Below are 26,237 nucleotides of genomic sequence, written 5' to 3'. Positions count from 1 at the left end.
ACGCCTGGTCCCGCCCGTCCTGTGGGCGGGACCGGGAGCGGGGGCGGCCGGTGTGCGCCGCAGCGGGTGCGGGAGACTTCTTCCGCCCCGCAACCGTTCTCTCTCCAGGAGTGAGCCACGCCGATGTCGGTGCTCGCCAGATTCAGCCTCGCCAATCGAGGGCTGATCGCCCTCATCGCGGTGGTGACCACGGCGTTCGGAGCGTTCGCCGTGCCGTCGCTGAAGCAGCAACTCCTGCCGTCGCTGGAGTTCCCGGCCGCGTTCATCGTGGCGGCGTACCCGGGCGCCGGCCCGGAGGTCGTCGAGTCGCAGGTCACCGAGCCGATCGAGAACAGCCTCCAGGGCATCCCCGGCCTGGACCGGGTCACCTCGACCTCGCGCGAGGGCTCGACGACCGTCCAGGTGCAGTACGAGTTCGGCACCGACCTGGACGACGTGGTCAACAAGATGGAGACCGCGCTCAACCGGATCGACACGCAACTGCCGGAGGGGGTCGACCCGCAGGTCATCGCCGGCAGCACGGACGACCTGCCCGCCGTGGTGCTCGCCGCGTCCGGCGGCGCCGACCAGCGCGCCCTCGCGGAGAAGCTGCGTGGCGCGGTCGTGCCGGAGCTGGAGGCGATCGAGGGGGTCCGGTCGGTCGACGTGACCGGCGCCCGGGACGACGTCGTGGTCGTCACCCCGAATCCGGCGAAGCTGGCCGCGACGAAGCTCCAGCCGGCCGCGATCGGCGCCGCGCTGAAGACCAACGGCGTGACGGTGCCGGCCGGCGTGGTGGCCGACGGCACCCGGGCGCTGCCGGTGCAGGTGGGTACCCCGCTCGCCACGCTGGACGACCTGCGCGGCATCGTCGTCGCGCCGGCGGCGGGGAAGGCCGCCCCGGTCCGCCTCGGCGACGTGGCCACCGTCGAGCAGCAGCTCGCCCCGGCCACCGCGCTCACCCGGACCAACGGCAGGGACAGCCTCGGCATCGCCGTCACCGCGGCCCCCGACGGCAACGCGGTGGAGATCTCCCACGAGATCCGGGACCGGCTGGCCGAGCTGCGGGAGGCCTCCGGCGCCGAGCTGACCGTGGTCTTCGACCAGGCGCCGTTCGTCGAGAAGTCCATCGAGAGCCTGACCACGGAGGGCCTGCTGGGCCTGGTCATGGCCGTCATCGTCATCCTGGTCTTCCTGCTGTCGATCCGCTCCACCGTGGTCACCGCCGTCTCCATCCCGCTCTCGGTGGTGGTCGCCCTGATCGCGCTCTGGATCGGCGACTACTCGCTGAACCTGCTCACCCTCGGCGCGCTCACCATCGCGGTCGGCCGGGTGGTCGACGACTCGATCGTCGTCCTGGAGAACATCAAGCGGCACCTGGAGTACGGCGAGCCGAAGCGCGAGGCGATCCTCGCCGCCGTCCGCGAGGTGGCCGGCGCGGTGACCGCGTCCACCCTCACCACGGTGGCCGTCTTCGCGCCGATCGCGCTGGTGGGCGGCTTCGTCGGGCAGCTTTTCGCGCCGTTCGCGATCACCGTCACCGTGGCCCTGCTCGCCTCGCTGCTGGTCTCGCTGACCGTCATCCCGGTGCTCGCGTACTGGTTCCTCAAGCCCTCCGGCGGCACGGTGGACGACGCCGCGGTGCGCCGGGCGGCGGAGGAGAAGGAGCTGCGCAGCCCGTTGCAGCGGGCGTACCTGCCGGTGATCGGGTTCGCCACCCGCAAGCGGGCCACCCGCTGGATCACCCTGGGGATCGGCGTGCTCGTGCTGTTCGGCACGTTCGGCCTGTCCCGTCAGCTGGAGACCAACTTCATCGACGACTCCGGCCAGGACACGCTGAGCATGACGCAGGAGCTGCCGGCGGGCACCGGGCTGGCCGGCACCGACGCGGCGGCCCGCCAGATCGAGGCGGTGCTGGAGCGGACCGACGGCATCGAGACGTACCAGGTGACGGCGGGCGGCGGGGACAACCCGTTCGCGGGCGGCGGCAACAACGTCGCCACCTGGTCGCTGGCCCTCGGCGGCGAGACCGACGCCAAGGAGATGCGGGAGGTCCTGCGGGAGGAGATCGACGCGCTCGGCGCGGCCGTCGGCGAGGTCAGCTTCGGGGCCGGGCAGGGCGGGGCCGCCGCCAACCAGTTGGAGGTGGTCGTCCAGGCCACCGACCCGGAGGCGCTGAACCGGGCCGCCGAGGAGGTCCGGGCGGCGATGGCCGGAGTGGCGGGCGTGGCGGACGTCTCCACCAGCCTCGCCACCCGGGTGCCGCGCGTCGACGTCACCGTCGACCGGGTCGCCGCCGGCCGGGCCGGGCTCACCGAGGCCGCCGTCGGCCAGCTGGTGGCGCAGGCGTTCCGGGGCGCGCCGCTGGGCCAGGTGACCCTGGACGGCGGGCAGCGGGACGTGGTGCTGCGGTTCGCGGGCAAGGTGCCGGTCTCCGTCGAGGAGCTGCGCGCGCTGCCGGTGGGGCGGGTGAAGCTGGACGACATCGCCGACGTCACCGTGGCCGAGGGGCCGCAGCAGGTGACCCGGATCGAGGGTGAGCGCAGCATCTCGGTGACGGGTACGGCCACCGGCTCCAACCTCGGCGCCACCACCCAGGAGCTGCAGAAGAGGCTGGACGCCATCGACGTGCCGGGGGCGACCTTCGCCATCGGCGGCGTCAGCGCCGACCAGGAGGAGGCGTTTGCCGACCTGTTCCTGGCCGTGCTCGCGGCCATCGCGATCGTCTTCCTGATCATGGTGGCGACGTTCCGCAGCCTGACCCAGGCGCTGATCCTGCTGATCTCCATCCCGTTCGCGGCGACCGGCGCGATCGGCCTGCTGCTGGCCACCGGCACCCCGCTGGGCGTGCCGGCGCTGATCGGCGTGCTCATGCTGGTCGGCATCGTGGTGACCAACGCGATCGTGCTGCTCGACCTGATCAACCAGTACCGGGCGCAGGGCATGGGGGTCCGGGAGGCGGTGGTCGAGGGCGGCCGGCGCCGGCTGCGGCCGATCCTGATGACCGCGGTCGCCACCATCTTCGCGCTGCTGCCGATGGCGTTCGGCCTCACCGGGGAGGGCGGCTTCATCTCCAAGCCGCTGGCGATCGTGGTGATCGGCGGTCTGCTCAGCTCGACGCTGCTCACCCTGATCCTGGTGCCGACGCTCTACACGATGGTGGAGCACGCCAAGGAGAGCATCCGCTCCTGGCGGGCGAACCGGTCCGGCGGCGCGACTCCGGCGGCCCCCGCCGCCGGCGTCCGGGACGCCGGGACGGAGCGGGCCGGCGAGCCGGTCCCGGTGCCCGCGGCGCCGTCGGCCGGCGCGGAGGGGGCCGCCCGGCCGGCGCCGTCGGCCGCGCTGGTGGACGGCACGGACCAGTTCGAGGTGCTGCGGCTGCCGAAGAGCCGCAGGTCGCCGCTGCCGCCGGCCGAGTAACGCCCGTACGCCCGTGGACGCCCCCGGCCGGTACCGCCCGCCGGGGGCGTCCGCGTTCGGTCAGGTACCCGCCGGACGCCGTGGCGCGCCGGCCACCGCCCGGTAGGGTCCGGACGTGCCGTCCACCTTCTCGGTCCTCGCCCGCAACCGGAACTTCCGCAACCTCGTCCTGGCCGAGCTGGTGGTCTTCGGCGCCGACTGGTTCGTCATGGTGCCGCTGCTGGTGCTCCTGCCGGACCTGACCGGCAGCGGCGTGTGGGGGGCCCTGGTGCTCGCCGTGGACACCGGCATCGTGGCGTTGCTGCTGCCCTACACGGGCACGGTCGCCGACCGGTTCGACCGACGCAAGATCATGATCGCGGCCAACGTCGCGGCCCTGTTCGGCGTGCTCCTGCTGCTCGGGGTGCGCAGCGCCGGCACGGCCTGGCTGGCGATGGTCGGGATCGGTGTGGTGGCGGTGGCCAAGGCGTTCTACTCCCCGGCGGCCCAGGCCGCCCTGCCCAACGTCCTCGACCCCGACGAGCTGGCCGCGGGCAACGCCGTCGCCGGGTCGGCCTGGGGCACGATGACCATCGTCGGTGCCTCGCTCGGTGGGGTGCTCAGCGCCGCCGTCGGCCCGTACGCCTGCTTCTGGGTGGGGGTGGTCGGCCTGGCGGCCGCGGCGGGCCTGGCCACGCTGATCCGCCGGCCGTTGCAGGCCCCGCGCGACGCCGGGCGACCGGCGCAGCAGACCTGGGCGGCGATCCGCGAGGCGCTGGGCTACATCGGGCACCGGCCGAGGGTGTTGGGGCTGGTCACCGTGAAGAGCGCGGTCGGCCTGGGCAACGGCGTGCTGACGGTCTTCCCGCTGCTCGCCGCGGTGTACGGCGTGGGGCCGGTCGGCACCGGGCTGCTCTTCGCGGTCCGTGGGGCGGGTGCGCTGGTCGGGCCGATCCTGATGCGTCGGGTGCTGAACAACCGGGCCTGGCTGCTGTCCGGGCTGGCGCTGTCCATGTCCCTCTACGGCCTGGCCTACCTCGGCATCTCGGTCGTCGACTGGTTCCCGCTGGTGCTGGCACTGGTCTTCGTCGCCCACTTCGCGGGCGGCAGCAACTGGGTGATGTCGAACTTCGCCCTCCAGGGCGAGGTGCCCGACCGGTTGCGGGGCCGGGTCTTCGCCACCGACATGATGCTGGCGACCCTGGCCATCTCGGTCAGCCAGCTCGTGGTGGCGGCCGTGGTGGACACGGTGGACGAGCGGGTGGTGCTGGCCGGCTGCGGCCTGGTCACGCTGGTCTACGCGGTCGGCTGGCGGATCGCCACCCGCCGGCTCTCCCTCACCGACCCGGTCGCGGAGCCGGACCCGACCCCGGCCCGCTGACCCGCCCGTCGGTCAGCGCTGTCCCGCCCGTCGGTCAGCGCTGTCCCGCCCCGCCCGTGGGCGCGTCCGGCCGGGTCAGGCCGTCCCACTGCGTCGGCGCGTGGCCGGGGACCGCCGTGGGCCACCCCGGCGCGGGCTGCCCGGCCGCGGTCGGCGCGGGCCCGGGGGTCGGTGCGGGCCCGGCGGGCGGCCAGCCGCCCGAGGGGGCGGCCGCCGTGCCGGTCGCCCGCCGCCCGGCGAGCACCGCCGCGATCACCAGGCCCAGCCCGAGGGGGTACGCCACGGCCATCACCACGCTGTACGCCGTGTTCACCAGCTGGAACTCGCGCCACCCGAAGTCGGCGTCCTCGGAATATCCGAAGCTGCCGTCGATCAGGCCGGGAGCCAGCAGGATCCAGGCGAGGGTGAGCACCGAGCTGACGAGCAGCACGCCGAGGCCGAACAGGGCCAGCAGCCGGGGCCGTCGGGGCAGCCGACGCCCCGCCGCCACGGTCAGCACGAGGCCGACCAGCAACACCAGCATCGTGGGCGCCTGCGTGGCCAGCGTCGTCGCCAGGTGTCCGAGCACTCTGCCTCCCGTCGTCGTCGGTCGGGTCAGGCTAGCGGAACAGCGCCGGGCCGGATCACCCACGCGGTGCCGGCGGCGGCCCCGTCCCATCGGGCGGGCGGACGGCCGCGACGTCGGTGCGGAGCCCTAGCATGAGCCAGTGCCGACGACATTCGCCTCCGGTCCGGTCCGGGTCCGGGTTCCCGCCACCAGCGCCAACCTGGGGCCGGGCTTCGACGCCCTGGGGCTCGCCCTGGCCCTCTACGACGACGTGGCCGCCGAGGTCACGGCGGGGGGCGTCACGGTGGTCGTGACGGGGCAGGGCGCCGGGGAGCTGCCGACGGACGACCGGCACCTCGTGGTGCGCGCCATGCGGGCGACCTTCGAGGCGCTGGGCGGCCAGCCGGCGGGCCTGGCGGTGGAGTGTGTCAACCGCATCCCGCAGGCCCGGGGGCTGGGCTCCTCGTCGGCCGCGATCGTCGCCGGCGTGCTGCTCGCCCGGGCGCTGGTGACCGACGGGGAGACCCGGCTGGACGACGCCGCCGCGCTGCGGCTCGCCGCCGGGATCGAGGGCCATCCGGACAATGTGGCGCCCTGCCTGCTCGGTGGCTTCACGCTGGCCTGGACGGAACCGTCCGGGGCCCGGGCGGTGTCGCTGCCGGTCGCCGCCGGCGTACGGCCGACGGTCTTCGTGCCTCAGGAGCGCGGCCTGACGGCGGCGGCGCGGGCCGCGCTGCCGGCCACCGTGCCGCACGGGGACGCGGCGCTGAACGCCGGACGCGCCGCGCTGCTGGTGCACGCGATGACCGCCGAGCCGGCGCTGCTGCTGCCGGCCACCGTCGACCGGCTGCACCAGGACTACCGCGCGGAGGGGATGCCGGGCAGCGCGGCCCTGGTCAGGGCGTTGCGTGAGGTCGGTGTGGCGGCTGTGATCAGTGGGGCGGGGCCGACCGTCCTGGCCCTGGACGGGTTGCCGGAAGGCTATGATCCGGGAACAGACTGGCAGGTCTGGCGGTTGGACCCGGACGGGCACGGAGCACGGGTTGCCCGGGGTAGACTCGGACACGCGGAGCGGGACCCTGTTGCCGCAGGTCGGAAGAGTTGATTACGCTCTAGACTTAGCACAGCCGCGAAGCATGCGATCTTCCTGCGGGTCGGCGCACCCCCGAAGCTTTCGGCGGTCAGCCCGTCACCCCTGCTTAGGCCCACGCCGCACCGCAGTCTTCACAGGTCGCCGCAGACGGCGAGACCTGCTCACCGACGTCGGTGAGTCGGGAAACCGACCGGCTGCTGTGTCACAGACTCCCGCGACGCGTCCATGCGAGGCGGGTGCACCGAGGCCGCCCGGCCACCTTGTTTCGACCCCGGGCAGTCCCGGCCTATCGAGGGAAGGAATCCATTGAGCGACACCACCGACGTGACGTCGGATGTTTCCAACGTCGCTGGCGATGCCACCACCGCCGCCGCCCCCGCCCGTCGTCGGCGCAGCGGCACCGGCCTGTCGGCGATGCTGCTGCCGGAGCTGCAGAGCCTGGCTGCGTCGCTCGGCATCTCGGGCACGGCTCGGATGCGCAAGGGCGAGCTGATCAGCGCGATCTCCGAGCGGCAGGGCGGTGCCACCACCGGGACCCCTCGACCGCGGGCCGAGGTCGTGGCCGCCGCCGCTCCCGCCCGTGAAGAGGTCCGCGAGACCACCGAGCGGCCCGAGGCCGAGCGGCGGGCCGCGGAGCAGGCCCCGGCGGAGCCGGCGCCCGTCGAGACCGAGGCTCGTCCCCGGACCCGGCGCAGCCGGGCAGCCGCCGCCGAGGCGCGGGCCGCCGAGGCCCGGCCCGCCGAGGCCCGCACGGAGGAGGCCGAGGCCGGCGAGCGTGCCGACCGGGGCGAGGGCCGTGGCCGCGAGCGCGCGGAGCGCGTTGAGCGGGCCGAGCGTGCGGAACGCGTTGAGCGTGGCGAGCGGGCCGAGCGTGGCGAGCGCGCCGAGCGGGCCGACCGTGCGGAGCGGGCCGAGCGCGGCGAGCGGGCCGAGCGGGCCGAGCGCGGCGACCGTAACGAGCGGGCCGAGCGTGGCGAGCGGGGCGACCGCAACGAGCGCGCCGAGCGGGCCGAGCGGGGCGACCGCAACGAGCGGGGCGACCGGGGCCAGCGCGCCGAGCGCGACGCCGACGGTGACGACGACGGCGAGGGCGGCGGCCGGCGCGGCCGGCGCAGCCGGTTCCGGGACCGTCGCCGCGGCCGTGGCGAGCGGGCCGAGGGCGGCGGCGAGGGCGGGCGCGAGCCGCAGGTCGGCGAGGACGACGTGCTCGTCCCGGTGGCCGGCATCATCGACGTGCTCGACAACTACGCCTTCGTGCGGACCACCGGCTACCTGGCCGGCCCGAACGACGTCTACGTCTCGATGTCCCAGATCAAGAAGTACGGTCTGCGGCGCGGTGACGCCATCACCGGTGCGGTGCGCGCCTCGCGCGACGGCGAGCAGCGGCGGGACAAGTACAACCCGCTGGTGCGGCTGGACACCATCAACGGGATGGAGCCGGACGAGGCGAAGCGCCGGCCGGAGTTCTACAAGCTCACCCCGCTCTACCCGCAGGAGCGGCTGCGGCTGGAGACCGAGCCGCACATCCTCACCACCCGGGTGATCGACCTGGTCATGCCGCTCGGCAAGGGCCAGCGCGCGCTGATCGTGTCGCCGCCGAAGGCGGGCAAGACGATGGTGCTGCAGGCCATCGCGAACGCGATCACGCACAACAACCCGGAGTGCCACCTGATGGTGGTGCTGGTGGACGAGCGCCCCGAAGAGGTCACCGACATGCAGCGGTCGGTGAAGGGTGAGGTCATCGCGGCGACGTTCGACCGTCCGCCGCAGGACCACACCACGGTGGCGGAGCTGGCGATCGAGCGGGCGAAGCGCCTGGTCGAGCTGGGCCACGACGTGGTCGTGCTGCTCGACTCGGTGACCCGGCTCGGTCGGTCGTACAACCTGGCGGCGCCGGCCAGCGGCCGGATCATGTCGGGTGGTATCGACTCCACCGCGCTCTACCCGCCGAAGCGCTTCCTGGGTGCGGCCCGCAACATCGAGAACGGCGGCTCGCTGACCATCCTCGCCACCGCGCTGGTGGAGACCGGGTCCATGGCGGACACGGTCATCTTCGAGGAGTTCAAGGGCACCGGCAACGCGGAGCTGAAGCTGGACCGGAAGATCGCCGACAAGCGCACCTTCCCGGCCATCGACATCCACCCGTCCGGCACGCGCAAGGAGGAGATCCTGCTCGCGCCGGAGGAGCTGGCCATCATCCACAAGCTCCGCAAGGTGCTGCACTCGCTGGACTCGCAGGCGGCGCTGGACCTGCTGCTCGACAAGCTCAAGCAGACCCGCACCAACATCGAGTTCCTGATGCAGATCGCCAAGTCGACGCCGGGGGAGTGACCCTCCCCGGGTGAGACCGACGAGAAGGGCACGGCCACCGCGGCCGTGCCCTTCTCGCGTTCCCGGGCGCCCCGTGCCGTCCGCCCGCCCGCCGTCCGTCTGCCCACGACAGTCGCATTCGGTCACCACGCCCGTCGCGCGCTCCGTCTGGCTGTGTCGAGTACGGGCTCGGTGGCAGTGCGCGCTGTCGAGCTGCGGGCGGACTCGCGGACACCGACGCGGCCCCTCGCAGGCGGGGCGGGGAGCGGCTCCGGTTGGTCGTGTGGACGGGGCACCGAGGGGTGGAGTTTTCCTTCGGTTTGGTTGACGGGTATTGAAACTTCTATTCACAGTCCGGTTGACTGTGGCCCATGCGTACCCGCAGACGATCTGCCCGTCTCGCCGGCGTCCTGCTGTTGACGCCGCTGCTCACCATGGCCGGCACCGTGCCGGCGACCGCCGGTGCGCCGGATCCGGCCACCGACCCCTCCGCCACCGCGGCCGAGGACGCGCCCCGCGCCTCCTCGTACCCCGCCGACTCCGTCACGCTCTCCGGCGGCATCGAGCCAGCCGGCGGCCTGGAGACCGCCAAGACCACCCGCCCGGTCGCCCCGGGCCTCCAACTCACCTCCTTCGACCGGTACGACGCCGACGGCTGGCTGCGCGCCGACGCGCTCACGGCCGACCTCACCGGCGGCGTCACCGTCGACTACGTGAACTCCGGCGCGGTCAGCCGGGCCGAGCCGCTGCGCCGCGCCGTGGACGCCTCCCGCGCGGTCGCGGCGGTCAACGGCGACTTCTTCGACATCAACAACTCGGGCGCCGCCCAGGGCGTCGGCATCCGGGACGGCGAACTGGTCCAGTCCGCGGTCAGCGGGCATCGCAACGCCGTCGCGATCACCACCGAGGGGCTCGGCCGGGTGATCGAGGTCAACTTCGACGGCAGCGCGACGCTGCCCACCGGCCCGGTGACGCTGACCCAGTTCAACAACATGATCCAGGCGAACGGGATCGGCGTGTTCACCGCGCTCTGGGGGTCGTACACCCGGGAACGCGCGGTCGCCGGCGCCGCCCGCGTCACGGAGGTCACGGTGGTCGACGGCCGCGTCGCCACCGTCGGCACGACGGCCGGCAGCGGGCCGATCCCGGCCGGCACCACCGTGCTGCTCGGGCGCGACTCCGGCGCGGACGCCCTCGCCGGGCTGCGCCCCGGCGACCCGGTGACGGTCGCCTGGCAGCCCAAGGCCGCCGACGGCAGCACCCTGCACGCGGCGGTCGGCGGCGGCAACGTGCTGGTCCGGGACGGCGTGGTGCAGAACATCGCCGACGCGTCGCTGGCCCCGCGCACGTCGGTCGGCTTCTCCGCCGACGGCCGGCGCATGATCCTGCTGACCGTGGACGGCCGCCAGGTCGACAGCCGTGGCGTCACCCAGACCGAGATGGGCCGGATGATGGCCGAACTCGGCGCCCACCACGCGCTCAACCTCGACGGCGGCGGCTCGTCCACGCTGCTCGCCCGGGAGCCGGGCGCGGCGGCCGTGCAGGTGGTGAACAGCCCCTCCGACGGCACGGAGCGCGCGGTGCCCAACGGCCTGGCCCTCTACGCGCCCCAGGGCAGCGGCCGGCTCACCGGGTACTGGCTGGAGACCGCCAGCGACCCGACCAGCGCACCCGGCGTCGCGCCGGTGCGCGGCGGCCGCCCCGACCGGGTCTTCCCCGGCCTCACCCGCCGGCTCACCGCCGCCGGCCACGACGAGACGTACGGCCCGGCGGCCGGCGCGCCGAAGTGGCGGGCCAACCCGGCGGCGCAGGGCACCGTCGACCGCGAGGGCACCTTCCGGGCCGGCCTGCCCGGCCGTACCACCGTCACCGCCTGGCGGGACGAGGCCAGCGGCACCCTCGACCTCACCGTCCTCGGCCCGCTGGCCCGGATCGACTCCACCGTGGACCGGGTCGGCCTGGACGGGGCGCAGGGCAGCGCGCTGTTCGGCGTGGTCGGCTACGACGCCGAGGGCAACACCGCCCCGATCGAGCCCGCCGACCTGAAGCTCGACTACGACCGGGACCTTCTCAAGATCACCCCGACCGCCGACGGCAACCTCGCCGTCACCGCGCTGCGGGACACCGGCTCGGCGCTGGTCACCGTGCGCGTGGGCGGCAGCAGCACCGTGCTGCCCGTCACCGTCGGGCTCACCGACGTCCCGGTGGCCACGTTCGACGACGCGGCGGCCTGGAAGTTCAGCCAGGCCCGGGCCAGCGGTGCCGTCGCCCCGGCGCCGGGGCGCACCGGCACCGGCCTGAAGATGACGTACGACTTCAGCCAGTCCACCGGCACCCGGGCCGCGTACGCCGACCCGCCGGCCTGGATCGACGTTGCCGGCCAGCCGCAGGCGTTCGGCATGTGGATCCACGGCAACGGCACCGGGGAGTGGCCCAGCCTGCACCTGCACGACGCGCAGAACACCCAGCACGTCCTGCGCGGGCCACTGATCACCTGGAAGGGCTGGAAGTACGTCGAGTTCGCCGTGCCCGCCGGCGTGCAGTACCCGGTGCGGATCCGCCGGTTCTACGTGGCCGAGACCAACGCCGCCGCCCAGTACCGCAGCGAGGTGGTCATCGACGACCTGGTGGCGAAGGTGCCGCCGACGGTCGACGCTCCGGCCGAGGCGCCGCGCACCGACCGGGTGGTGCTCCGCGACGGCACGGTCGACGGCGCGCCCTGGCGCTTCGCGGTCATGTCCGACGCGCAGTTCGTCGCGGCGGACCCGGACAGCGACCTGGTCGCCCAGGCCCGCCGTACGCTCCGCGAGGTCAAGGCCGCGAAGCCGGACTTCCTCGTGATCAACGGCGACTTCGTGGACACCGCGTACCCGGCCGACTTCGCGCTGGCGAAGCGGGTGCTGGACGAGGAGCTCGGCGGGGAACTGCCGTACTACTACGTGCCCGGCAACCACGAGATCATGGGCGCACCGATCGCCAACTTCCGGGCCGCGTTCGGTGACACCGAGCGGGTCTTCGACCACAAGGGCACCCGGTTCGTCACGCTGAACTCGTCGACCGGCTCGCTGCGCGGCGGCGGCTTCGACCAGGTGCGGATGCTGCGCGAGGCGCTCGACTCGGCGGCCGGCGACCCCGCCGTCGGCTCGGTGGCGGTGCTGCACCACCACCCGCCGCGCGACCCGAGCCCGGCCAAGGCCAGCCAGCTCGGCGACCGGAAGGAGGCCGCGCTGCTGGAGCAGTGGCTGGCCGACTTCCAGCACCGCACCGGCAAGGGGGCGGTCTTCGTCGGCGGGCATGTCGGCACGTTCCACGCCGACCGGGTCGACGGGGTGCCGTACCTGATCAACGGCAACTCGGGCAAGAACCCGTCCACTCCGGCCGACCAGGGCGGATTCACCGGGTGGACCGAGTTCGGAGTGGACCCGGTGAGCCCCGCCGAGGCCGACCGGGCCCGGCGGAACCCGCTCGTGGAGGGACCGCGCTGGGTCGCCGCCGAGTTCCACGCGCACGTCGACGGGCTCGCGGTGGCCGCCCCGGCCAGCGTCGCCGTCGACGCCCCGGCGACGGTCACCGCCACGGTGACCCAGCCGGGCGGGCGTACGGTGCCGGTGGCGGCGCCGGTGAGCGCGGACTGGTCCGCCTCGCCGAACCTGCACGTCGGCTCGGCCGCCGGGCTGAAGCCCTGGCACGTGGCCCGCTTCGACCCGGCCACCGGCACGCTCACCGCCCTGCGCCCCGGCGCGCAGGTCACGCTGGCGGTGGAGGTCAACGGCGTCCGGGCCGAGGCGACCGTCACCCTGACCGCCGCCGCCCAGGCCCCCGCCGCCTGAGGGTGAGGAGGGCGCCTTCCTGACGCCCGCGCACAGGAAAGGCCCCTGCTGGCACCGCCCGAGGCCCGCACCGATCCCGGTGCGGGCCTCGGGTGTCGACGGGGCCCTCCGATCTCAGAAGTCGCCCTCGGCGACCTGGAAGACGGTGAGGCCGAGGGCGCGCCACATCCGCACCACCTGCTGGCGGTCGTCGAAGACGCCGACCACCCGGTAGCGGTCCCTGACCTCGTGCTCGTAGATCTCCTGCTTGACCACCGAGTCCTTGCGGTTGTCGCCGACGGCGCGCAGGTGCAGGTCGAGGTAGGGGACCCCGACGTGCCGGGCCAGCCACGCCTCGGTGGCGGGCCGGGCGGTGGCGTCGCGGCCCGAGCAGAAGACCACCCCGTACCCGGCCGCGTGCATCGCCCGGACCGCCGCGATCACCGCCGGGTTCGGCTCGTCCTCGTCGACCCGGGTCATGTCGTACGGGCTGCGCGAGACGTTCAGCGCGACCGTCCCGTCGATGTCGACCAGCACGATCTCCGGCGGCCCGGTCGACGGGGCGTGCACCGTGGCCGGCCGCCCCGTCCGGGCCTGCGGCACCGGCAGCGGCAGCGCGCGCCCCTCCAGGTAGCGCTCGTGCAGCCGGCGGATCCACGCCTCGCCGACCCGGTCGGCCTCCGGGCGGGCGGCGTCGCGGCGCAGGCACTCCGCCAGCGGCACGTCGGTGAAGTCGTGCACCTCGAACTCGGCGCCGTGCCGGGCGGCCAGGTCGGCCCAGTCCCGCAGGGTCCGCGACCGCAGGTTGGTGTCGTCGACGCAGACGTCCGCCCGGGCCCGCAGCAGCGCCTCGACCTGCGCCCGCTGCACGACGGTCACCTGCCACTCCGCCCACTGGGTGAACAGCCGCTCGCCGTGCAGCATCCGGCGCAGGTCGTCCCGGTTGACCCGGACCACGGACGGTTGCAGCGTCCGGGCGAACGTGGTCTTGCCGGAGGCGGGGAGTCCCCGGGTGGCGATCAGGCGGGCCATGGCTCCTCCGTGTCGTACGTCTCGGTGGCCGGCGGGCCGTCGCCGCCGTACCCCGGGCGGGGCACGAACGGCGGGCGGCCGTGCCGGGTGAATGCCCGGCCAGGCGGCGGGAATGCGGGAGACGGGGCGCGCGTTGTCGATGCCGGAGCAGCCGTGCGGCCCGATTGCCGGGCCGGCGCCGGCCCATGGCACACTGGTCAATCGGCCACCGGTTCCGGTTCACGCCCGAGCCCGTCGCGCACGAGGCGACGGACACCGACGGCGACCCGGCGACCATCCACGAAAGGACCGAGGCGACATGAAGCCCAACATCCACCCGGAGTACGTGACCACCGAGGTCACCTGCTCCTGCGGCAACACCTTCAGCACCCGCAGCACCGCCAAGGGCGGCTCGATCCACGTCGAGACCTGCAGCGCCTGCCACCCGTTCTACACGGGCAAGCAGCGCGTCCTGGACACCGCCGGGCGGGTCGCGAAGTTCCAGCAGAAGTACGCCAAGGTTCAGGCCAAGAAGGCCAAGTAACTCCTCGTTCGGCGCCCGCGCCCGGTTTCGTGCCGGTCGCGGGCGTCGTCCGTATCCGCCCCGGTTCCGCCTCCCGTCCCGCCGTCGTCGAAGGAGCTTCCCCCGCATGAGCAGTGAGCGCCTGGCCGCCCTCCTCGACGAGTACGCCGAGCTGGAGAAGCGGCTGGCGGACCCGGCCATCCACGCCGACCAGGGCACCGCCCGCCGGGTCGGCCGTCGGTACGCCGAGCTGGTCCCGCTGCACAAGGCGGCCGGGGAGCTGGAGCAGGCCCGCGCCGACCTCGCCGCCGCCCGGGAGTTGGCCGCCGAGGACGCGTCCTTCGCCGCCGAGGCGGAGTCGATCGCCGCGACCCTGCCGGCGCTCGAGGAGCGGCTGGCCGAGCTGCTGATCCCGCGCGACCCGCACGACGCCAAGGACGTGATCGTCGAGATCAAGGCCGGCGAGGGCGGCGAGGAGTCCGCGCTCTTCGCCGGCGACCTGCTGCGGATGTACACCCGGTACGCCGAGCGGCGCGGCTGGCTCACCGAGGTGATCGACGCCCAGGACTCGGACCTCGGCGGGGTGAAGGACGTCTCGCTGGCGATCAAGACCAAGGGCGTGCCCGAGGGCGGCAACGGCGTCTGGTCCCGGCTCAAGTGGGAGGGCGGCGTGCACCGGGTGCAGCGCGTCCCGGTCACCGAGTCGCAGGGCCGGATCCACACCAGCGCCGCCGGCGTGCTGGTGCTGCCCGAGGCCGAGGACGTCGACGTCACCATCGACCCGAACGACCTGCGCATCGACGTGTTCCGCTCGTCGGGTCCGGGCGGCCAGTCGGTGAACACCACCGACTCGGCGGTGCGGATCACCCACGTCCCGACCGGCATCGTGGTCTCCTGCCAGAACGAGAAGTCCCAGTTGCAGAACCGGGAGCAGGCGATGCGGATCCTGCGCGCCCGGCTGCTGGCGGCGGCCCAGGAGCAGGCCGACGCGGCCGCCTCGGACGCCCGCAAGGCGCAGGTGCGCACCGTGGACCGCTCGGAGCGGATCCGCACCTACAACTTCCCGCAGAACCGGATCACCGACCACCGGATCGGCTACACCGCGTACAACCTGGACCTGTCCCTCGCCGGGGACCTGGACGGCGTCCTCGACGCCCTGACGGAGGCCGACCGCGCCGCCCGCCTGGCCGGCGACACGGAGCTGACCCGCCGCTGACCCGCCGCTGACCCGCCGGGCTGAGGAGAAGGCGGGGTCAGGAGGCGCGGGGGCGGGTCTTCGCGCGAAGCATCTCGCGGTCGGCCGCCTCGAAGGCGGCGCTGAGGGCGTCGCGCAGGCCGGGGCCGGTGGCGCCCACCTCCGCGAAGCCGACGCTGACCCCGACCGGCGTGCCGGGCACCAGCGACTCCCAGTCCTCCGCCCGCACCGCCGCGTCGATCCGGCGGCCCACCTCGGCCGCCTCGGCCATCCCGGCGTGGGGGAGCACCACCACGAACTCGTCGCCCCCGTAGCGGGCCACGAAGTCGCCCCGACGCATCACCCGGTTGATCACCCCGGCGACGCGCTGGAGCACCAGGTCGCCGGAGTGGTGCCCGTGCCGGGTGTTGACCGCCTTGAAGCCGTCCAGGTCGCAGACGCCGATCACCACCCGGTCGCCGCCGGCGACCACCGTGGCGATGTAGCGCTCCAGCCGGCGCCGGTTGGGCAGCCCGGTCAGCGGGTCGGTCAGCGCCTCGCCCTCGAAGCGGGCCGCCTCGCGGCGCATCTCCTCGTGGTCGATGCGGGCGGCGATGCCGTCGATGTAGACGTCCCGGAGCCGGTCGTTGCGCTGGGCGGCCAGCCGGAACGCCAGCCGGTCGGCCCGGTGGGCCGCCGCGTGGTCGCCGGAGCGGGCCAGGGCGATGCTGCGCAGCCGCGCCGGCTCGGCCGCGCCCAGCGTCTCGCTGGAGACCTGGACGGTGTCCAGCCGGGTGACCGCCCCGATCGGCCGGCCCTCGGCGACGGCGAGGCAGACCTGGCCGAGCTGGCGCATGTCCCGGGCCCGGGCGCTGTCCCCGCCGTGGCCGAGCAGCCGCGCCGGGGCGGCGTCCGTGCCGACCTCCAGCCGGTCGCCCAGGGCCCCCCGCCGGGCGGCGGCGTAGCCGTACGCGGCCAGGCTGCTCGGGCGCAGCCTCCCGGCCCGGCCGCTGCGCAGGAACCGCTCCAGGTCGGCGGCGACGTCCCGCAGCACCCGCAGGCAGCCGTCGCTGTCGCCGTTGTGGTCCAGCGCCACCGCGTTGCGCAGCCGGATGCCGGGGGCGGCGAACGTCTCCTCCGGGATCCCGGCGGCCGTCCCGAGCTGCCGGGCCCGCTCGATGGCGCCGAGGGCGTAGCCGTGGAAGCTGAGGTAGGAGTAGGCCATCGCGAGGTCGTGCCAGCCCCACGCGGTGTCCCGGTCGGGATCCGGCACCGCGCCCAGCGCCCGGGCGGCCTTCACCAGGTGCGTGACGCAGCGGTCCAGCGCGCCCTGGTGGTGCGCGGCGAGCGCGGCCAGCGCGTTGAGGTGCCCGTGCAGGTAGGGCTCGGCGAGGTCGCGGACCGCGCTGGAGGCCTCCTCGACCGCCCGCGTGTACTCGGCCGTCCGGCCCAGGTTGATCACCGCCGAGAGGCGCTGCACCAGGGCGTCCGCCCGCGCGTACGGGTCGGTGGTGGTGCCGATGACGCGGTCGAGGATCGCGTACGCCTCGGCGGAGCGGCTGGACTCCTGCAACGCCCGCGACCGCGTCAGGGCGTCAACCTGGTCGGTGACCCGGTCGAGCCAACCCACCCGCGACCTCCTGTCGGTGTGCGCCCGGACGCATCCGCTCGTGATGTCCGGGGCGACGCCTCATGATTATCTCGTGACGACCGCACCGCAACAGCCGTCCGAAGGGACGAGACGACAACGCCCTTCCGTGGCGGTGTCCCGGGCGGCCCGGGCGCTGGCCGAGGCCGGCGTCGAGGCGGCCCGCGCCGAGGCGGAGCAGTTGGCCGCGTACGTGCTGGGGGTGCCCCGGGGGCGGCTCGCGCTGGCCGACGACCTCACCGCCGACCAGCTCGACCGGTTCGACGGGCTGGTCGCCCGGCGGGCCGACCGGGAGCCGTTGCAGCACCTCACCGGCGTCGCCGGCTTCCGGCGCCTGGAGCTGGCCGTCGGGCCGGGTGTCTTCGTGCCCCGGCCCGAGACCGAGCTGCTCGCCGGCTGGGGGATCGCGCGGGCCGGGCTCCTGGCCGCCCCGGTGGTGGTGGACCTGTGCAGCGGCTCCGGCGCGATCGCCCTGTCGGTCGCCCAGGAACTGCCGGCCGCCCGGGTGGTGGCGGTGGAACGCTCGGCCGACGCGCTGCCCTGGCTGCGGCGGAACGCGGCGACCCGGGCGGCGGCGGGGGACCGGCCGATCGAGGTGGTGGCGGCGGACGTCACCGCCCCGGACCTGCTGGCCGACCTCGTCGGCCGGGTCGACGTGCTGCTCTGCAACCCGCCGTACGTGCCCTCCGACGTGCCGGTGCCGCCGGAGGTGGGTCGGCACGATCCGGCCAGCGCGGTCTTCGGCGGGGCGGACGGCCTGGCGGTGATCCGCCCGGTGGTCGCCCGGGCGGCGGCCCTGCTGCGCCCCGGCGGGGCGCTCGGCGTCGAGCACGACGACACGCACGGCACGGCGGTGCCCGACCTGCTGGCGGCGGACGGCCGGTTCGAGGCGGTGGCCGACCACCCGGACCTGGCCGGGCGGCCCCGCTTCGCCACCGCGTCCCGCCGGGCGGACGGCCCGCACGCCGCCGCCCACGCGGCGTGGCAGACTGACTCCTCGTGATGCTCTACGACTGCCGGTCGCCCGCCGACCGGGACCGCGGCATCGCTGCGGCCATCGAGGCGGTCAAGAACGGCGAACTCGTCGTCCTGCCGACGGACACGGTCTACGGGATCGGCGCGGACGCGTTCACCCCGTACGCGGTCAAGGCCCTGCTGGACGCCAAGGGCGGCCGGCACGTGCCGCCGCCGGTGCTGATCGGCTCCCGGCACACCCTCGACGGCCTGGTCTACTCGCTGCCCCAGGCCGCGCGGGATCTGGTGGAGGCGTTCTGGCCCGGCGCGCTGACCATCGTCGTCGAGCACTCGCCGAGCCTGCGCTGGGACCTCGGCGACACGTCCGGGACGGTGGCGGTGCGGATGCCGCTGCACCCGGTGGCGCTGGAGGTGCTGCGCGAGACCGGCCCGATGGCGGTCGCCTCGGCCAACAAGACCGGCCAGCCGGCCGCGCTCACCGCCGAGCAGGCCCGCGACCAGCTCGCCTACTCGGTGCGGGCGTACCTGGAGGCCGGGCCCTGCCCGGACCCGGTGCCGAGCACCATCGTCGACCTCACCGGCGAGGTGCCGCAGGTCCTCCGCCAGGGCGCCGTCCCGCTGGAGAAGCTGCGCGACGTGGTGCCGGACATCCTCGTCGGCCAGGGGGTCTGAGTGCCGCCGTTCACCGTGTTGCACGTCTGCATGGGCAACATCTGCCGGTCCCCGATGGCCGAGCGGCTGCTGGCCCTCGCCGTCCGGGAGCGGCTGGCCCGGCGGGAGGCCGACCCGGGCCGCGCCGACGAGCTGGTGCACAGCCACAGCGCGGGCACCGGCGGCTGGCACGCCGGTGAGGAGATGAACCCGCCGGCCGCCCGCCAGGTCACCACCCGGGGCGGCAGCACCGACGGCTTCGCCGCCCGCAAGCTCCGCTCGGACCACATCGACGCCGCCGACCTCGTGCTCACCGCCACCGCGGACCAGCAGGAGTACGTGGTGGCGCTGCGCCCCGACGCCGCGGCGCGCACCTTCGTGCTGGGCGAGTTCGGCCGGCTGCTCGCCGCGGTGGACGCGGCCGGGCTGCCCCCGGCCGAGGCCACCCCGGAGGGGGTGTACGCGCGCGGCGTGGCGCTGGTGGCGGCCGCCCACGCCGCCCGGGAGGGCACCACCGCTCTGCCCACCGACGATCTCGACGACCCGTGGGGGCGCGGCGACCAGTGCTTCAGCCGGGTGGCCGACGAGATCGAGGAGACCGTCCACCCCCTCGCCACCGCGCTCCTGCCGTAACCGACGCGCCTCGCCCCGGGCAGGCTCCGTGGCCGTTCACCCGCGCCGCCGGGCTTGTGCCGTAATCCGCCGGAGTTACCCTCGCGCGTGAGTTTCCTGCGGGTTTGGGGGAAAGGGGCGGTGGAGAGGGCCTTTCAGGTCATTCTGGGTGGGTCCTGACCGGCTCCTGCGGGGAGAGCTGATGACCCGGGCACACCTCGAAAGACTGTTCACCGTGCTGCTCGCCGGCGTGCTCGCCGGCGTGGCGCTCGCGGCGGCGGCCCTGCCGACCGCGCTGGTGTTCGGCATCGGGTTCTCGGCGCTCGCCGCGCCGTACTCGGAGCTGCCCAGCACGCTGCGCACGCCGCCGACGGCCCAGCGCTCCAACCTCTACGCCGACGACGGCACCACCCTGATCACCTCCTTCTACCAGGAGGACCGGGTGGACGTGCCGCTGGCCGAGGTCGCGCCGGTGATGCGGCAGGCGATCATCGCCGCCGAGGACGTCCGGTTCCACGAGCACAGCGGGGTCGACCTGCGCGGCGTGGTGCGGGCCTTCACGGTCAACCAGGGCAGCGGGGAGACCCGGCAGGGCGCGTCCACGCTGACCATGCAGTACGTCCGCAACGTGCTCAGCAACGACCCCCGGCTCAGCGAGCGGCAACGCGCCGCCGCCACCGAACTCAGCACCGCCCGCAAGATCCAGGAGATGCGGTACGCGCTGGCCCTGGAGCGGGAGCTGACCAAGGACGAGATCCTCGCCCGCTACCTCAACATCGCCTACTTCGGGGCCGGGGCGTACGGGGTGGCCGCCGCGAGCAAGCGCTACTTCTCCAAGGCACCGGCGGATCTCACCCTGGCCGAGGCCGCGCTGCTGGCCGGGCTGGTCCGCTCCCCGCACACCGACGACCCGATCAACGGCGACGCGGACGCGGCGCTCGCCCGCCGGGGGCACGTGCTGGACCGGCTGGTCGAGTCGGGGCAGGTCCCGGCCGCGGCGGCGGACCAGGCCCGGGCCGAGCAGTTGCACCTGCGCCCCAGCCAGACCCCGAACGACTGCACGGCGGTGCCGGAGGAGCACGCCGACTGGGGCTTCTTCTGCGACTGGTTCACCCGCTGGTGGAACGCCCAGCCGGCGTTCGGCGCGACGGTCGACGAGCGGCAGCTCACGCTGCGCCGGGGCGGCTTCACCATCGTCTCCTCGCTCGACCCGGCCGTGCAGCGCGCCGCCACCGAGCAGGTCCGCCGGATCTACTCCCTGGACGACCGCCGGGCGGCGCCGACGGCGGTGGTCCAGCCCGGCACGGGCCGGGTGCTCGCCATGGCGGTGAACCGGAACTACAGCGTGGCCGGCAACCCGGCCGGGCAGAAGAACCACCCGAACACGGTCAACCAGTTGGTCGCCGGGGGCGGGGCGATCGACGGCTACCAGGCCGGCTCGACGTTCAAGATGTTCACCATGCTGGCCGCGCTGGAGTCCGGGCTGCCGCTGGACACGGAGTTCGACGCGCCGGAGCGGATCGTGACCGGCTTCCCGTCGACCGGGGCGGCGAGCTGCGACGGGTACTGGTGCCCCCAGAACGCCAACAGCGACATGGACGGCGAACACACCATGTGGACGGCGTTCGGCAGCTCGGTCAACACCTACTTCGCCTGGCTGGCCGAGCGGGTCGGCGCGGACCGCGTGGTGGAGATGGCCGAGCGGCTCGGGATCGTGTTCCGGGCCGGGGACGACGCGCGGCTGGCCCGCCACGGGGCGCGCGAGTGGGGACCGTTCACCCTCGGCGTCTCCGCCACCACCCCGCTCGACCTCGCCGGCGCGTACGCGGCGGTGGCGGCCGAGGGGATGTGGTGCGCGCCGCTGCCCGTCGTCTCGGTGACCGACGCGGCGGGCCGGCCGGTGGCCGCCGCGCGGCCGGACTGCCGGCAGGTGGTCGACACGGACGTGGCCCGGGCGGCGGCCGACGCCGCCCGCTGCCCGGTGGGCGACCAGTCGATGTACCGGGAGTGCGACCGGGGCACCGCCGAGGGGCTGCGCCGGCAACTCGGCCGCCCGGTGGCCGGCAAGACCGGCAGCTCGGACGGGTACGCGACCGAGACCGTGGTCGCCTTCACCCCGCAACTGGTGGTCGCCTCGATCGCCACCAACCCCGACGACCCGCGCGACGCGGTCGGCCAGCGGGTGCAGGGGCAACTGGTCGAGGCGGTGGGCGAGACGCTCTCCTTCGCCCTGCGCGACGAGCCGGTCCGGGACTTCGTGCCGCCCAGCGAGGCGACCGCCTTCCGGATCACCGGCGCCCGCACGGGCAACTGACCCACCCCGGGCGGGCGGGCCGGGGGGTCAGGGGGTCTGCTCGGCGCCCCGGGCGATGTTGCGGGCCATCCCGCCGAAGACCACCGCGTGGAAGGGCGCCACCGCCCCCCAGTACACGTGCCCGGCCAGGCCGCGGGGCAGGAACACCGCCCGCTGGTGGTAGCGGCTGCGCTCGCCGTCGAGCGGGGCCACCCGCATCTCCAGCCAGGCCCGGCCGGGCAGCCGCATCTCGGCGCGCAGCCGCAGCAGCTCGCCCGGGACGATCTCCTCCACCCGCCAGAAGTCCAGCGCCTCGCCGACCCGCAGGCGGTGCGGGTCGCGCCGGCCCCGGCGCAGCCCCACGCCGCCCACCAGCCGGTCCAACCAGCCCCGGGCGGACCAGGCCAGCGGGAACGAGTACCAGCCGTGCTCCCCGCCGACGCCCTCGACGACCCGCCACAGGGCCTCCGGCGGCGCGTGCACGGCCCGCTCCCGTACGTCGGTGTAGGCGGTGCCGCCGGACCACTCCGGGTCGCTGGGCAGCGGCTCGGCGGGCGCGTCCGGGCCGCTCGCCGTCGACCAGCGGGTCTCCACCTCGCCGTCGCGCACCTTGGCCAGGGCCAGCGCGACCGCCTGGTCGAAGCCGGTCAGCCCCTCCGGCGGGTCCGGGACGTGGGCGGCGATGTCGTGCTCGCCGGCGACGGCCTCGTGGACCAGGCTCTCCACCAGCGGCCGGGCGATCGCGTTCGGCACCGGGGTGACCAGCCCGACCCAGTACGAGGAGAGCGCCGGGGTCAGCGGTCGTACCGGCACGACGATCCGGCGGCGCAGCCCGGCCACCCGCGCGTAGTGCTGCATCATGTCCTCGAAGGTGAGGACGTCCGGCCCGCCGACGTCGAAGGCGCGGTTGACCTCCGGCGGCAGGCTCGCGCAGCCGACCAGGTAGCGCAGCACGTCCCGGACGGCGATCGGCTGGATCCGGTTGCGGACCCAGCGCGGGGTGACCATGCCCGGCAGCCGTTCGGTCAGGTGGCGCAGCATCTCGAAGGAGGCCGAGCCGGACCCGATGATCACCGCCGCCCGCAGCACCGCCGTCGGCACCCCGCTGTCCAGCAGGATGCGTCCCACCTCGGCCCGGGAGCGCAGGTGCGCCGACGGGACCTGGCGGTGCGCCGCCGGCTCCGGCCCGCCGAGGTAGACGATCCGGCGTACGCCCGCGGCGCGGGCCGCGGCGGCGAAGTTGGCCGCCGCCTCCCGGTCGGCGGCCTCGAAGCCGGCCTGCCCGAGCGAGTGCACCAGGTAGTACGCGACGTCCACGCCCTCGAACGCGGCCGCCAGGGTCTCCGGCCTGCGCAGGTCGCCCTCGGCGATCTCGGCGCGCGCCGCCCAGGGCACGTCCCGCAGCCGGCCGGCCCTGCGGGCGAGGCAGCGCACCGTGTGCCCCTCGGCCAGCAGCCGGGGCGCGAGCCGCCCGCCGATGTAACCCGTGGCTCCGGTGACGAGGCATCTCACGGCTTCCAGTGTGCGGCCCAATAGACTCTGGCGCTGTGGCTACTGAGACGGGCACCTTCTGGGGGCCGGACTTCGACCAGCTCCGCGCGACGGACCCGGAGATCGCCGGGGTGGTGCTGGGCGAGCTGGACCGGCTCCGGGGCGGCCTCCAGCTGATCGCCAGCGAGAACCTCACCTCGCCGGCGGTGCTGGCGGCGCTCGGCTCGACGCTGACCAACAAGTACGCCGAGGGCTACCCGGGCCGGCGCTACTACGGCGGCTGCGCCGAGGTCGACCGGGCCGAGGAGATCGGCATCGCCCGGGCGAAGGAGCTGTTCGGCGCCGAGCACGCCAACCTCCAGCCGCACTCCGGGGCGAGCGCCAACCTGGCCGCGTACGCCGCGCTGGTGCAGCCGGGGGACACGGTGCTCGCCATGGACCTGCCGCACGGCGGCCACCTCACCCACGGCAGCCGGGTGAACTTCTCCGGCAAGTGGTTCCACACCGTCGGCTACACCGTCCGGCGGGACACCGAGCTGATCGACTACGACGAGGTGCGCGACCTGGCCCTCGCCCACCGCCCCAAGATGATCATTTGTGGCGCGACGGCCTATCCCCGGCTGATCGACTTCGCGCGGTTCCGCGAGATCGCCGACGAGGTCGGGGCGTACCTGATGGTGGACGCGGCGCACTTCGTCGGGCTGGTCGCGGGGAAGGCCGTCCCGTCGCCGGTGCCGCACGCCGACGTCGTCTGCTTCACCACGCACAAGGTGCTGCGTGGGCCGCGCGGCGGCATGATCCTCTGCCGGGAGCCGCTGGCCCAGCGCATCGACAAGGCGGTCTTCCCGTTCACCCAGGGCGGGCCGCTGATGCACGCCGTCGCCGCCAAGGCCGTCGCGCTGCGCGAGGCCGCCCAGCCCGAGTTCCAGGCGTACGCGGCGCAGGTGGTGAGCAACGCGCAGGCGCTCGCCGCCGGGCTGGCCGCCGAGGGCATGCGCCCGGTCTCCGGGGGCACCGACACCCACCTCGCCCTGATCGACCTGCGCGAGGCCGGGGTGACCGGCGCGGACGCCGAGGCCCGCTGCGACGCCGCCGGCATCACGCTGAACAAGAACGCCGTCCCGTACGACCCGCAGAAGCCGATGGTGGCGTCGGGAATCCGCGTCGGCACCCCGAGCGTGACCACCCAGGGGATGCGGGAGGGGGAGATGCACCGGATCGCCGGGCTGATCGCCCGCGCGGTGCGCACCGATCCTGCCGCCCCGGGAGGCGCCGACGAGCTGACCCGGATCGCGTCCGAGGTGACCGCGCTGGTCGCCGACTTCCCGGCGTACCCCCGTGGCTGAGCCCGGGGTGCGCGAGCCGGCGGCGACCGCGGCGGCCGACCGGCGCTGGCGGCTGCGGCACCTGCCGGTCCTGCTGGCCGCCAGCGGCCTGCTGATCGCGGTGGCCGCGCTGGTGGGGGCGCTGGCCGGCGGCGCGGACGCGGCGCTGGGCGCGGCGGCCGGGGTGGGCGTCACGGCGGTCAGCTACACCCTGACCACGGTGGTGCTGGCCTGGGCCGACTCGGTGAATCCGCAGCTCGTGCTCCCGTTCGGCCTCGGCCTGTACGCGGCCAAGATGACCCTGCTGGGCGTCGTGATGGTGGCCGTGGCGTCGACCGGCTGGCCCGGGCTGATCCCGCTCTGCCTGGGCATCGCCGCCGGCGTGGTGGTCTGGACCGGCGTGCACATCTGGTGGCTCACCACCGTGCACGCCCGCCGTCCCCGCTGAGCCCGCCGCAGGTGGCGGGCACGGCGGTGTCCCACCGCCCGGACGGCGCGGAAAAGTGTCCGCCACCGGTCATTTGCACGCTGGCGGAAGGGGAGTAGCGTGCCCACAGACGACGCTGCCCGCCACCGGCCCACACAACGACGGTTGTGCGGGGGGCGAGGCACAGCCTCGTATTCCCGGCTGATATCGTTCGCCCCGTCATGGCTGGTGACCAACCCCCCCGACCCAGTGGCGGCCCGGACGACGTTCCGACCGGAGCCGGCCAGGGTTGGACCGCGCTCACATACCTGATCGCGGGCATGCTCGTGTGGGGCTTCATCGGCTGGCTGGTCGACCAGTGGCTCGACACCGGCGGCATCGCCACCGGGATCGGCGTCGTGCTCGGCATGGCCGGGGGGATCATCCTGGTCGTCCGTCGACTCGGCACGCCTACTTAGGAAGGGACGCGGTGTTCGGACAGGCGAACGTCCTGGCAGCGGGCCAGGCGGCATTCCCACCCAGCGTGGAGGACTTCTACCTGCCCAGCATCCTGCCCTGGGGTGCGCACGACTCCTACTGGTTTACCAAGATCACGGCCATGGTCTGGATCGCCGTCGGCGTCCTGATCATCTTCTTCCTGGCCAGCTACCGTAAGCCGCAGCTGGTGCCGACGAAGAAGCAGTGGCTCGCCGAGTCGATCTACGGCTTCGTGCGCAACAACATCGCGGTCGACATGATCGGGCACGCGGGTGTGCGGTTCGCGCCGTACTTCACCACGCTGTTCTGCTTCATCCTGCTGACCAACCTCTTCGCGATCGTGCCGCTGTTCCAGATCTCGCCGAACTCGCACATCGCCTTCCCCGCCTTCCTCGCGGTGATCAGCTACGTGCTCTTCATCTACGCCGGCATCAAGCACCACGGCGCCGGGAAGTTCATCAAGAACTCGCTCATCCCGCCGGCGCCCTGGTACATCCTGCCGCTGCTGATCCCGATCGAGTTCTTCTCGACCTTCCTCGTCCGGCCGTTCTCGCTGGCCGTGCGTCTCTTCGCGAACATGTTCGCCGGCCACATGCTCCTGCTGGTCTTCACGCTCGGCGGCTTCGCGATGCTCAACGCCAACGCCTGGCTCGCACCGGTCTCGGTGCTGTCCTGGGCGATGACCGTCGCGCTCACCTTCCTCGAGTTCCTGGTGATCGTCCTGCAGGCCTACGTCTTCACCGTGCTGACCGCCAGCTACGTGCAGGGCGCGCTCGCCGACGAGCACTGATCCACCTCGCACCAACAGTTGTCGTCCCGCGTGACCGTCACGCGTGATAACCAGGAGGAACCCACTAATGGACATCTACGCCGCGGTAGAGGGCAGCACCGCCGCCATCGGCTACGGTCTCGCGGCCATCGGCCCGGGCATCGGTGTCGGCCTGGTCTTCGCCGCCTACATCCAGTCGACCGCCCGCCAGCCGGAGTCGTCCCGGATGACCCTGCCGTACGTCTGGATCGGCTTCGCCGTCATCGAGGCGCTCGCGCTGCTGGGCATCGCCTTCGGCTTCATCTGGCAGGGCAACCTCTAATCCCGCCCCTCGACCGGGAGG

Annotated in this window: 20 protein-coding genes; 16 read left to right on the top strand and 4 right to left on the bottom strand. The window is 74.3% G+C overall.

Going from position 1 to position 26,237, the window contains the following annotated elements:
• Window positions 1–123 precede the first annotated feature (123 nt).
• Together ABT006_RS06605 and ABT006_RS06600 are read left to right on the top strand one after the other, a co-directional pair.
• Window positions 124–3,399 carry an efflux RND transporter permease subunit gene (locus tag ABT006_RS06605; RefSeq protein ID WP_350703630.1) on the top strand — a complete coding sequence of 1,092 codons (3,276 nt, stop codon included), beginning with the start codon at window positions 124–126 and terminating at the stop codon, window positions 3,397–3,399.
• 115 nt (window positions 3,400–3,514) lie between these two features.
• Window positions 3,515–4,759 (top strand): MFS transporter, encoded by a 1,245-nt coding sequence (locus ABT006_RS06600; protein WP_350703628.1) that lies wholly within the window; start codon window positions 3,515–3,517, stop codon window positions 4,757–4,759.
• Window positions 4,760–4,793: 34 nt separating this feature from the next.
• Here ABT006_RS06600 and ABT006_RS06595 read toward each other — a convergent pair whose 3' ends face one another.
• A complete protein-coding gene (locus tag ABT006_RS06595) occupies window positions 4,794–5,327 on the bottom strand; it encodes a hypothetical protein (RefSeq protein WP_350703627.1) in 534 nt (177 codons plus the stop codon).
• 139 nt (window positions 5,328–5,466) lie between these two features.
• Between ABT006_RS06595 and thrB the strand changes: the two genes are divergently transcribed.
• The 3 genes from thrB to ABT006_RS06580 all read left to right on the top strand — a co-directional run bounded on the left by thrB (window position 5,467) and on the right by ABT006_RS06580 (window position 12,539).
• Window positions 5,467–6,411 carry a homoserine kinase gene (gene thrB / locus ABT006_RS06590; RefSeq protein WP_350703625.1) on the top strand — a complete coding sequence of 315 codons (945 nt, stop codon included), beginning with the start codon at window positions 5,467–5,469 and terminating at the stop codon, window positions 6,409–6,411.
• 294 nt (window positions 6,412–6,705) lie between these two features.
• A complete protein-coding gene (rho, locus tag ABT006_RS06585) occupies window positions 6,706–8,730 on the top strand; it encodes a transcription termination factor Rho (RefSeq protein WP_350703623.1) in 2,025 nt (674 codons plus the stop codon).
• Window positions 8,731–9,080: 350 nt separating this feature from the next.
• Window positions 9,081–12,539, top strand: coding sequence for a phosphodiester glycosidase family protein (locus ABT006_RS06580; RefSeq protein ID WP_350703621.1), 3,459 nt, complete (start codon window positions 9,081–9,083; stop codon window positions 12,537–12,539).
• Window positions 12,540–12,653: 114 nt separating this feature from the next.
• Here ABT006_RS06580 and ABT006_RS06575 read toward each other — a convergent pair whose 3' ends face one another.
• Complete coding sequence (locus tag ABT006_RS06575) at window positions 12,654–13,550, bottom strand: phosphatase domain-containing protein (protein WP_350703620.1); 897 nt, start codon at window positions 13,548–13,550, stop codon at window positions 12,654–12,656.
• A 298-nt stretch (window positions 13,551–13,848) separates the two neighbouring features.
• Between ABT006_RS06575 and rpmE the strand changes: the two genes are divergently transcribed.
• Both rpmE and prfA read left to right on the top strand, forming a co-directional pair.
• Window positions 13,849–14,073, top strand: coding sequence for a 50S ribosomal protein L31 (gene rpmE / locus ABT006_RS06570; RefSeq protein ID WP_350686436.1), 225 nt, complete (start codon window positions 13,849–13,851; stop codon window positions 14,071–14,073).
• 106 nt (window positions 14,074–14,179) lie between these two features.
• Window positions 14,180–15,268 carry a peptide chain release factor 1 gene (prfA, locus tag ABT006_RS06565; protein ID WP_350703618.1) on the top strand — a complete coding sequence of 363 codons (1,089 nt, stop codon included), beginning with the start codon at window positions 14,180–14,182 and terminating at the stop codon, window positions 15,266–15,268.
• A gap of 37 nt (window positions 15,269–15,305) precedes the next feature.
• Here prfA and ABT006_RS06560 read toward each other — a convergent pair whose 3' ends face one another.
• Window positions 15,306–16,856, bottom strand: coding sequence for a GGDEF domain-containing protein (locus ABT006_RS06560; RefSeq protein ID WP_350703616.1), 1,551 nt, complete (start codon window positions 16,854–16,856; stop codon window positions 15,306–15,308).
• A gap of 43 nt (window positions 16,857–16,899) precedes the next feature.
• Between ABT006_RS06560 and prmC the strand changes: the two genes are divergently transcribed.
• From prmC to ABT006_RS06540, 4 genes are all read left to right on the top strand, one after another.
• Entirely contained in the window at window positions 16,900–17,877 is a 978-nt protein-coding gene (gene prmC, locus ABT006_RS06555; RefSeq protein ID WP_502890871.1) for a peptide chain release factor N(5)-glutamine methyltransferase, read from the top strand.
• Window positions 17,877–18,521, top strand: a complete 645-nt coding sequence (locus ABT006_RS06550) for an L-threonylcarbamoyladenylate synthase (protein WP_350704136.1) — start codon at window positions 17,877–17,879, stop codon at window positions 18,519–18,521. The genes prmC and ABT006_RS06550 overlap by 1 nt, the downstream gene beginning before the upstream one ends.
• Complete coding sequence (locus ABT006_RS06545) at window positions 18,522–19,133, top strand: arsenate reductase/protein-tyrosine-phosphatase family protein (RefSeq protein WP_350703612.1); 612 nt, start codon at window positions 18,522–18,524, stop codon at window positions 19,131–19,133. It abuts the gene before it with no gap.
• Window positions 19,134–19,314: 181 nt separating this feature from the next.
• Window positions 19,315–21,426 carry a transglycosylase domain-containing protein gene (locus ABT006_RS06540; protein WP_350703610.1) on the top strand — a complete coding sequence of 704 codons (2,112 nt, stop codon included), beginning with the start codon at window positions 19,315–19,317 and terminating at the stop codon, window positions 21,424–21,426.
• 27 nt (window positions 21,427–21,453) lie between these two features.
• Here ABT006_RS06540 and ABT006_RS06535 read toward each other — a convergent pair whose 3' ends face one another.
• Complete coding sequence (locus ABT006_RS06535; RefSeq protein WP_350703608.1) at window positions 21,454–22,917, bottom strand: SDR family oxidoreductase; 1,464 nt, start codon at window positions 22,915–22,917, stop codon at window positions 21,454–21,456.
• A gap of 35 nt (window positions 22,918–22,952) precedes the next feature.
• On the opposite strand from ABT006_RS06535, the gene glyA reads away from it, so the two are divergent.
• The 5 genes from glyA to ABT006_RS06510 all read left to right on the top strand — a co-directional run bounded on the left by glyA (window position 22,953) and on the right by ABT006_RS06510 (window position 26,216).
• A complete protein-coding gene (gene glyA / locus ABT006_RS06530; protein ID WP_350703606.1) occupies window positions 22,953–24,242 on the top strand; it encodes a serine hydroxymethyltransferase in 1,290 nt (429 codons plus the stop codon).
• Window positions 24,235–24,669, top strand: coding sequence for a hypothetical protein (locus ABT006_RS06525; protein ID WP_350703605.1), 435 nt, complete (start codon window positions 24,235–24,237; stop codon window positions 24,667–24,669). The genes glyA and ABT006_RS06525 overlap by 8 nt, the downstream gene beginning before the upstream one ends.
• Before the next feature lie 200 nt (window positions 24,670–24,869).
• Window positions 24,870–25,106 carry an AtpZ/AtpI family protein gene (locus ABT006_RS06520; RefSeq protein WP_350703604.1) on the top strand — a complete coding sequence of 79 codons (237 nt, stop codon included), beginning with the start codon at window positions 24,870–24,872 and terminating at the stop codon, window positions 25,104–25,106.
• An 11-nt stretch (window positions 25,107–25,117) separates the two neighbouring features.
• On the top strand, window positions 25,118–25,915 hold the full coding sequence (gene atpB, locus ABT006_RS06515; protein ID WP_350703602.1) for a F0F1 ATP synthase subunit A: 798 nt from the start codon (window positions 25,118–25,120) through the stop codon (window positions 25,913–25,915).
• 67 nt (window positions 25,916–25,982) lie between these two features.
• Window positions 25,983–26,216, top strand: coding sequence for an ATP synthase F0 subunit C (locus ABT006_RS06510; RefSeq protein WP_088975803.1), 234 nt, complete (start codon window positions 25,983–25,985; stop codon window positions 26,214–26,216).
• Window positions 26,217–26,237 lie beyond the last annotated feature (21 nt).

It is taken from the genome of Micromonospora sp. NPDC002717 (genome assembly GCF_040295705.1).
Lineage (GTDB): Bacteria > Actinomycetota > Actinomycetes > Mycobacteriales > Micromonosporaceae > Micromonospora.
This window is presented reverse-complemented; position numbering and strand designations above follow the sequence as displayed.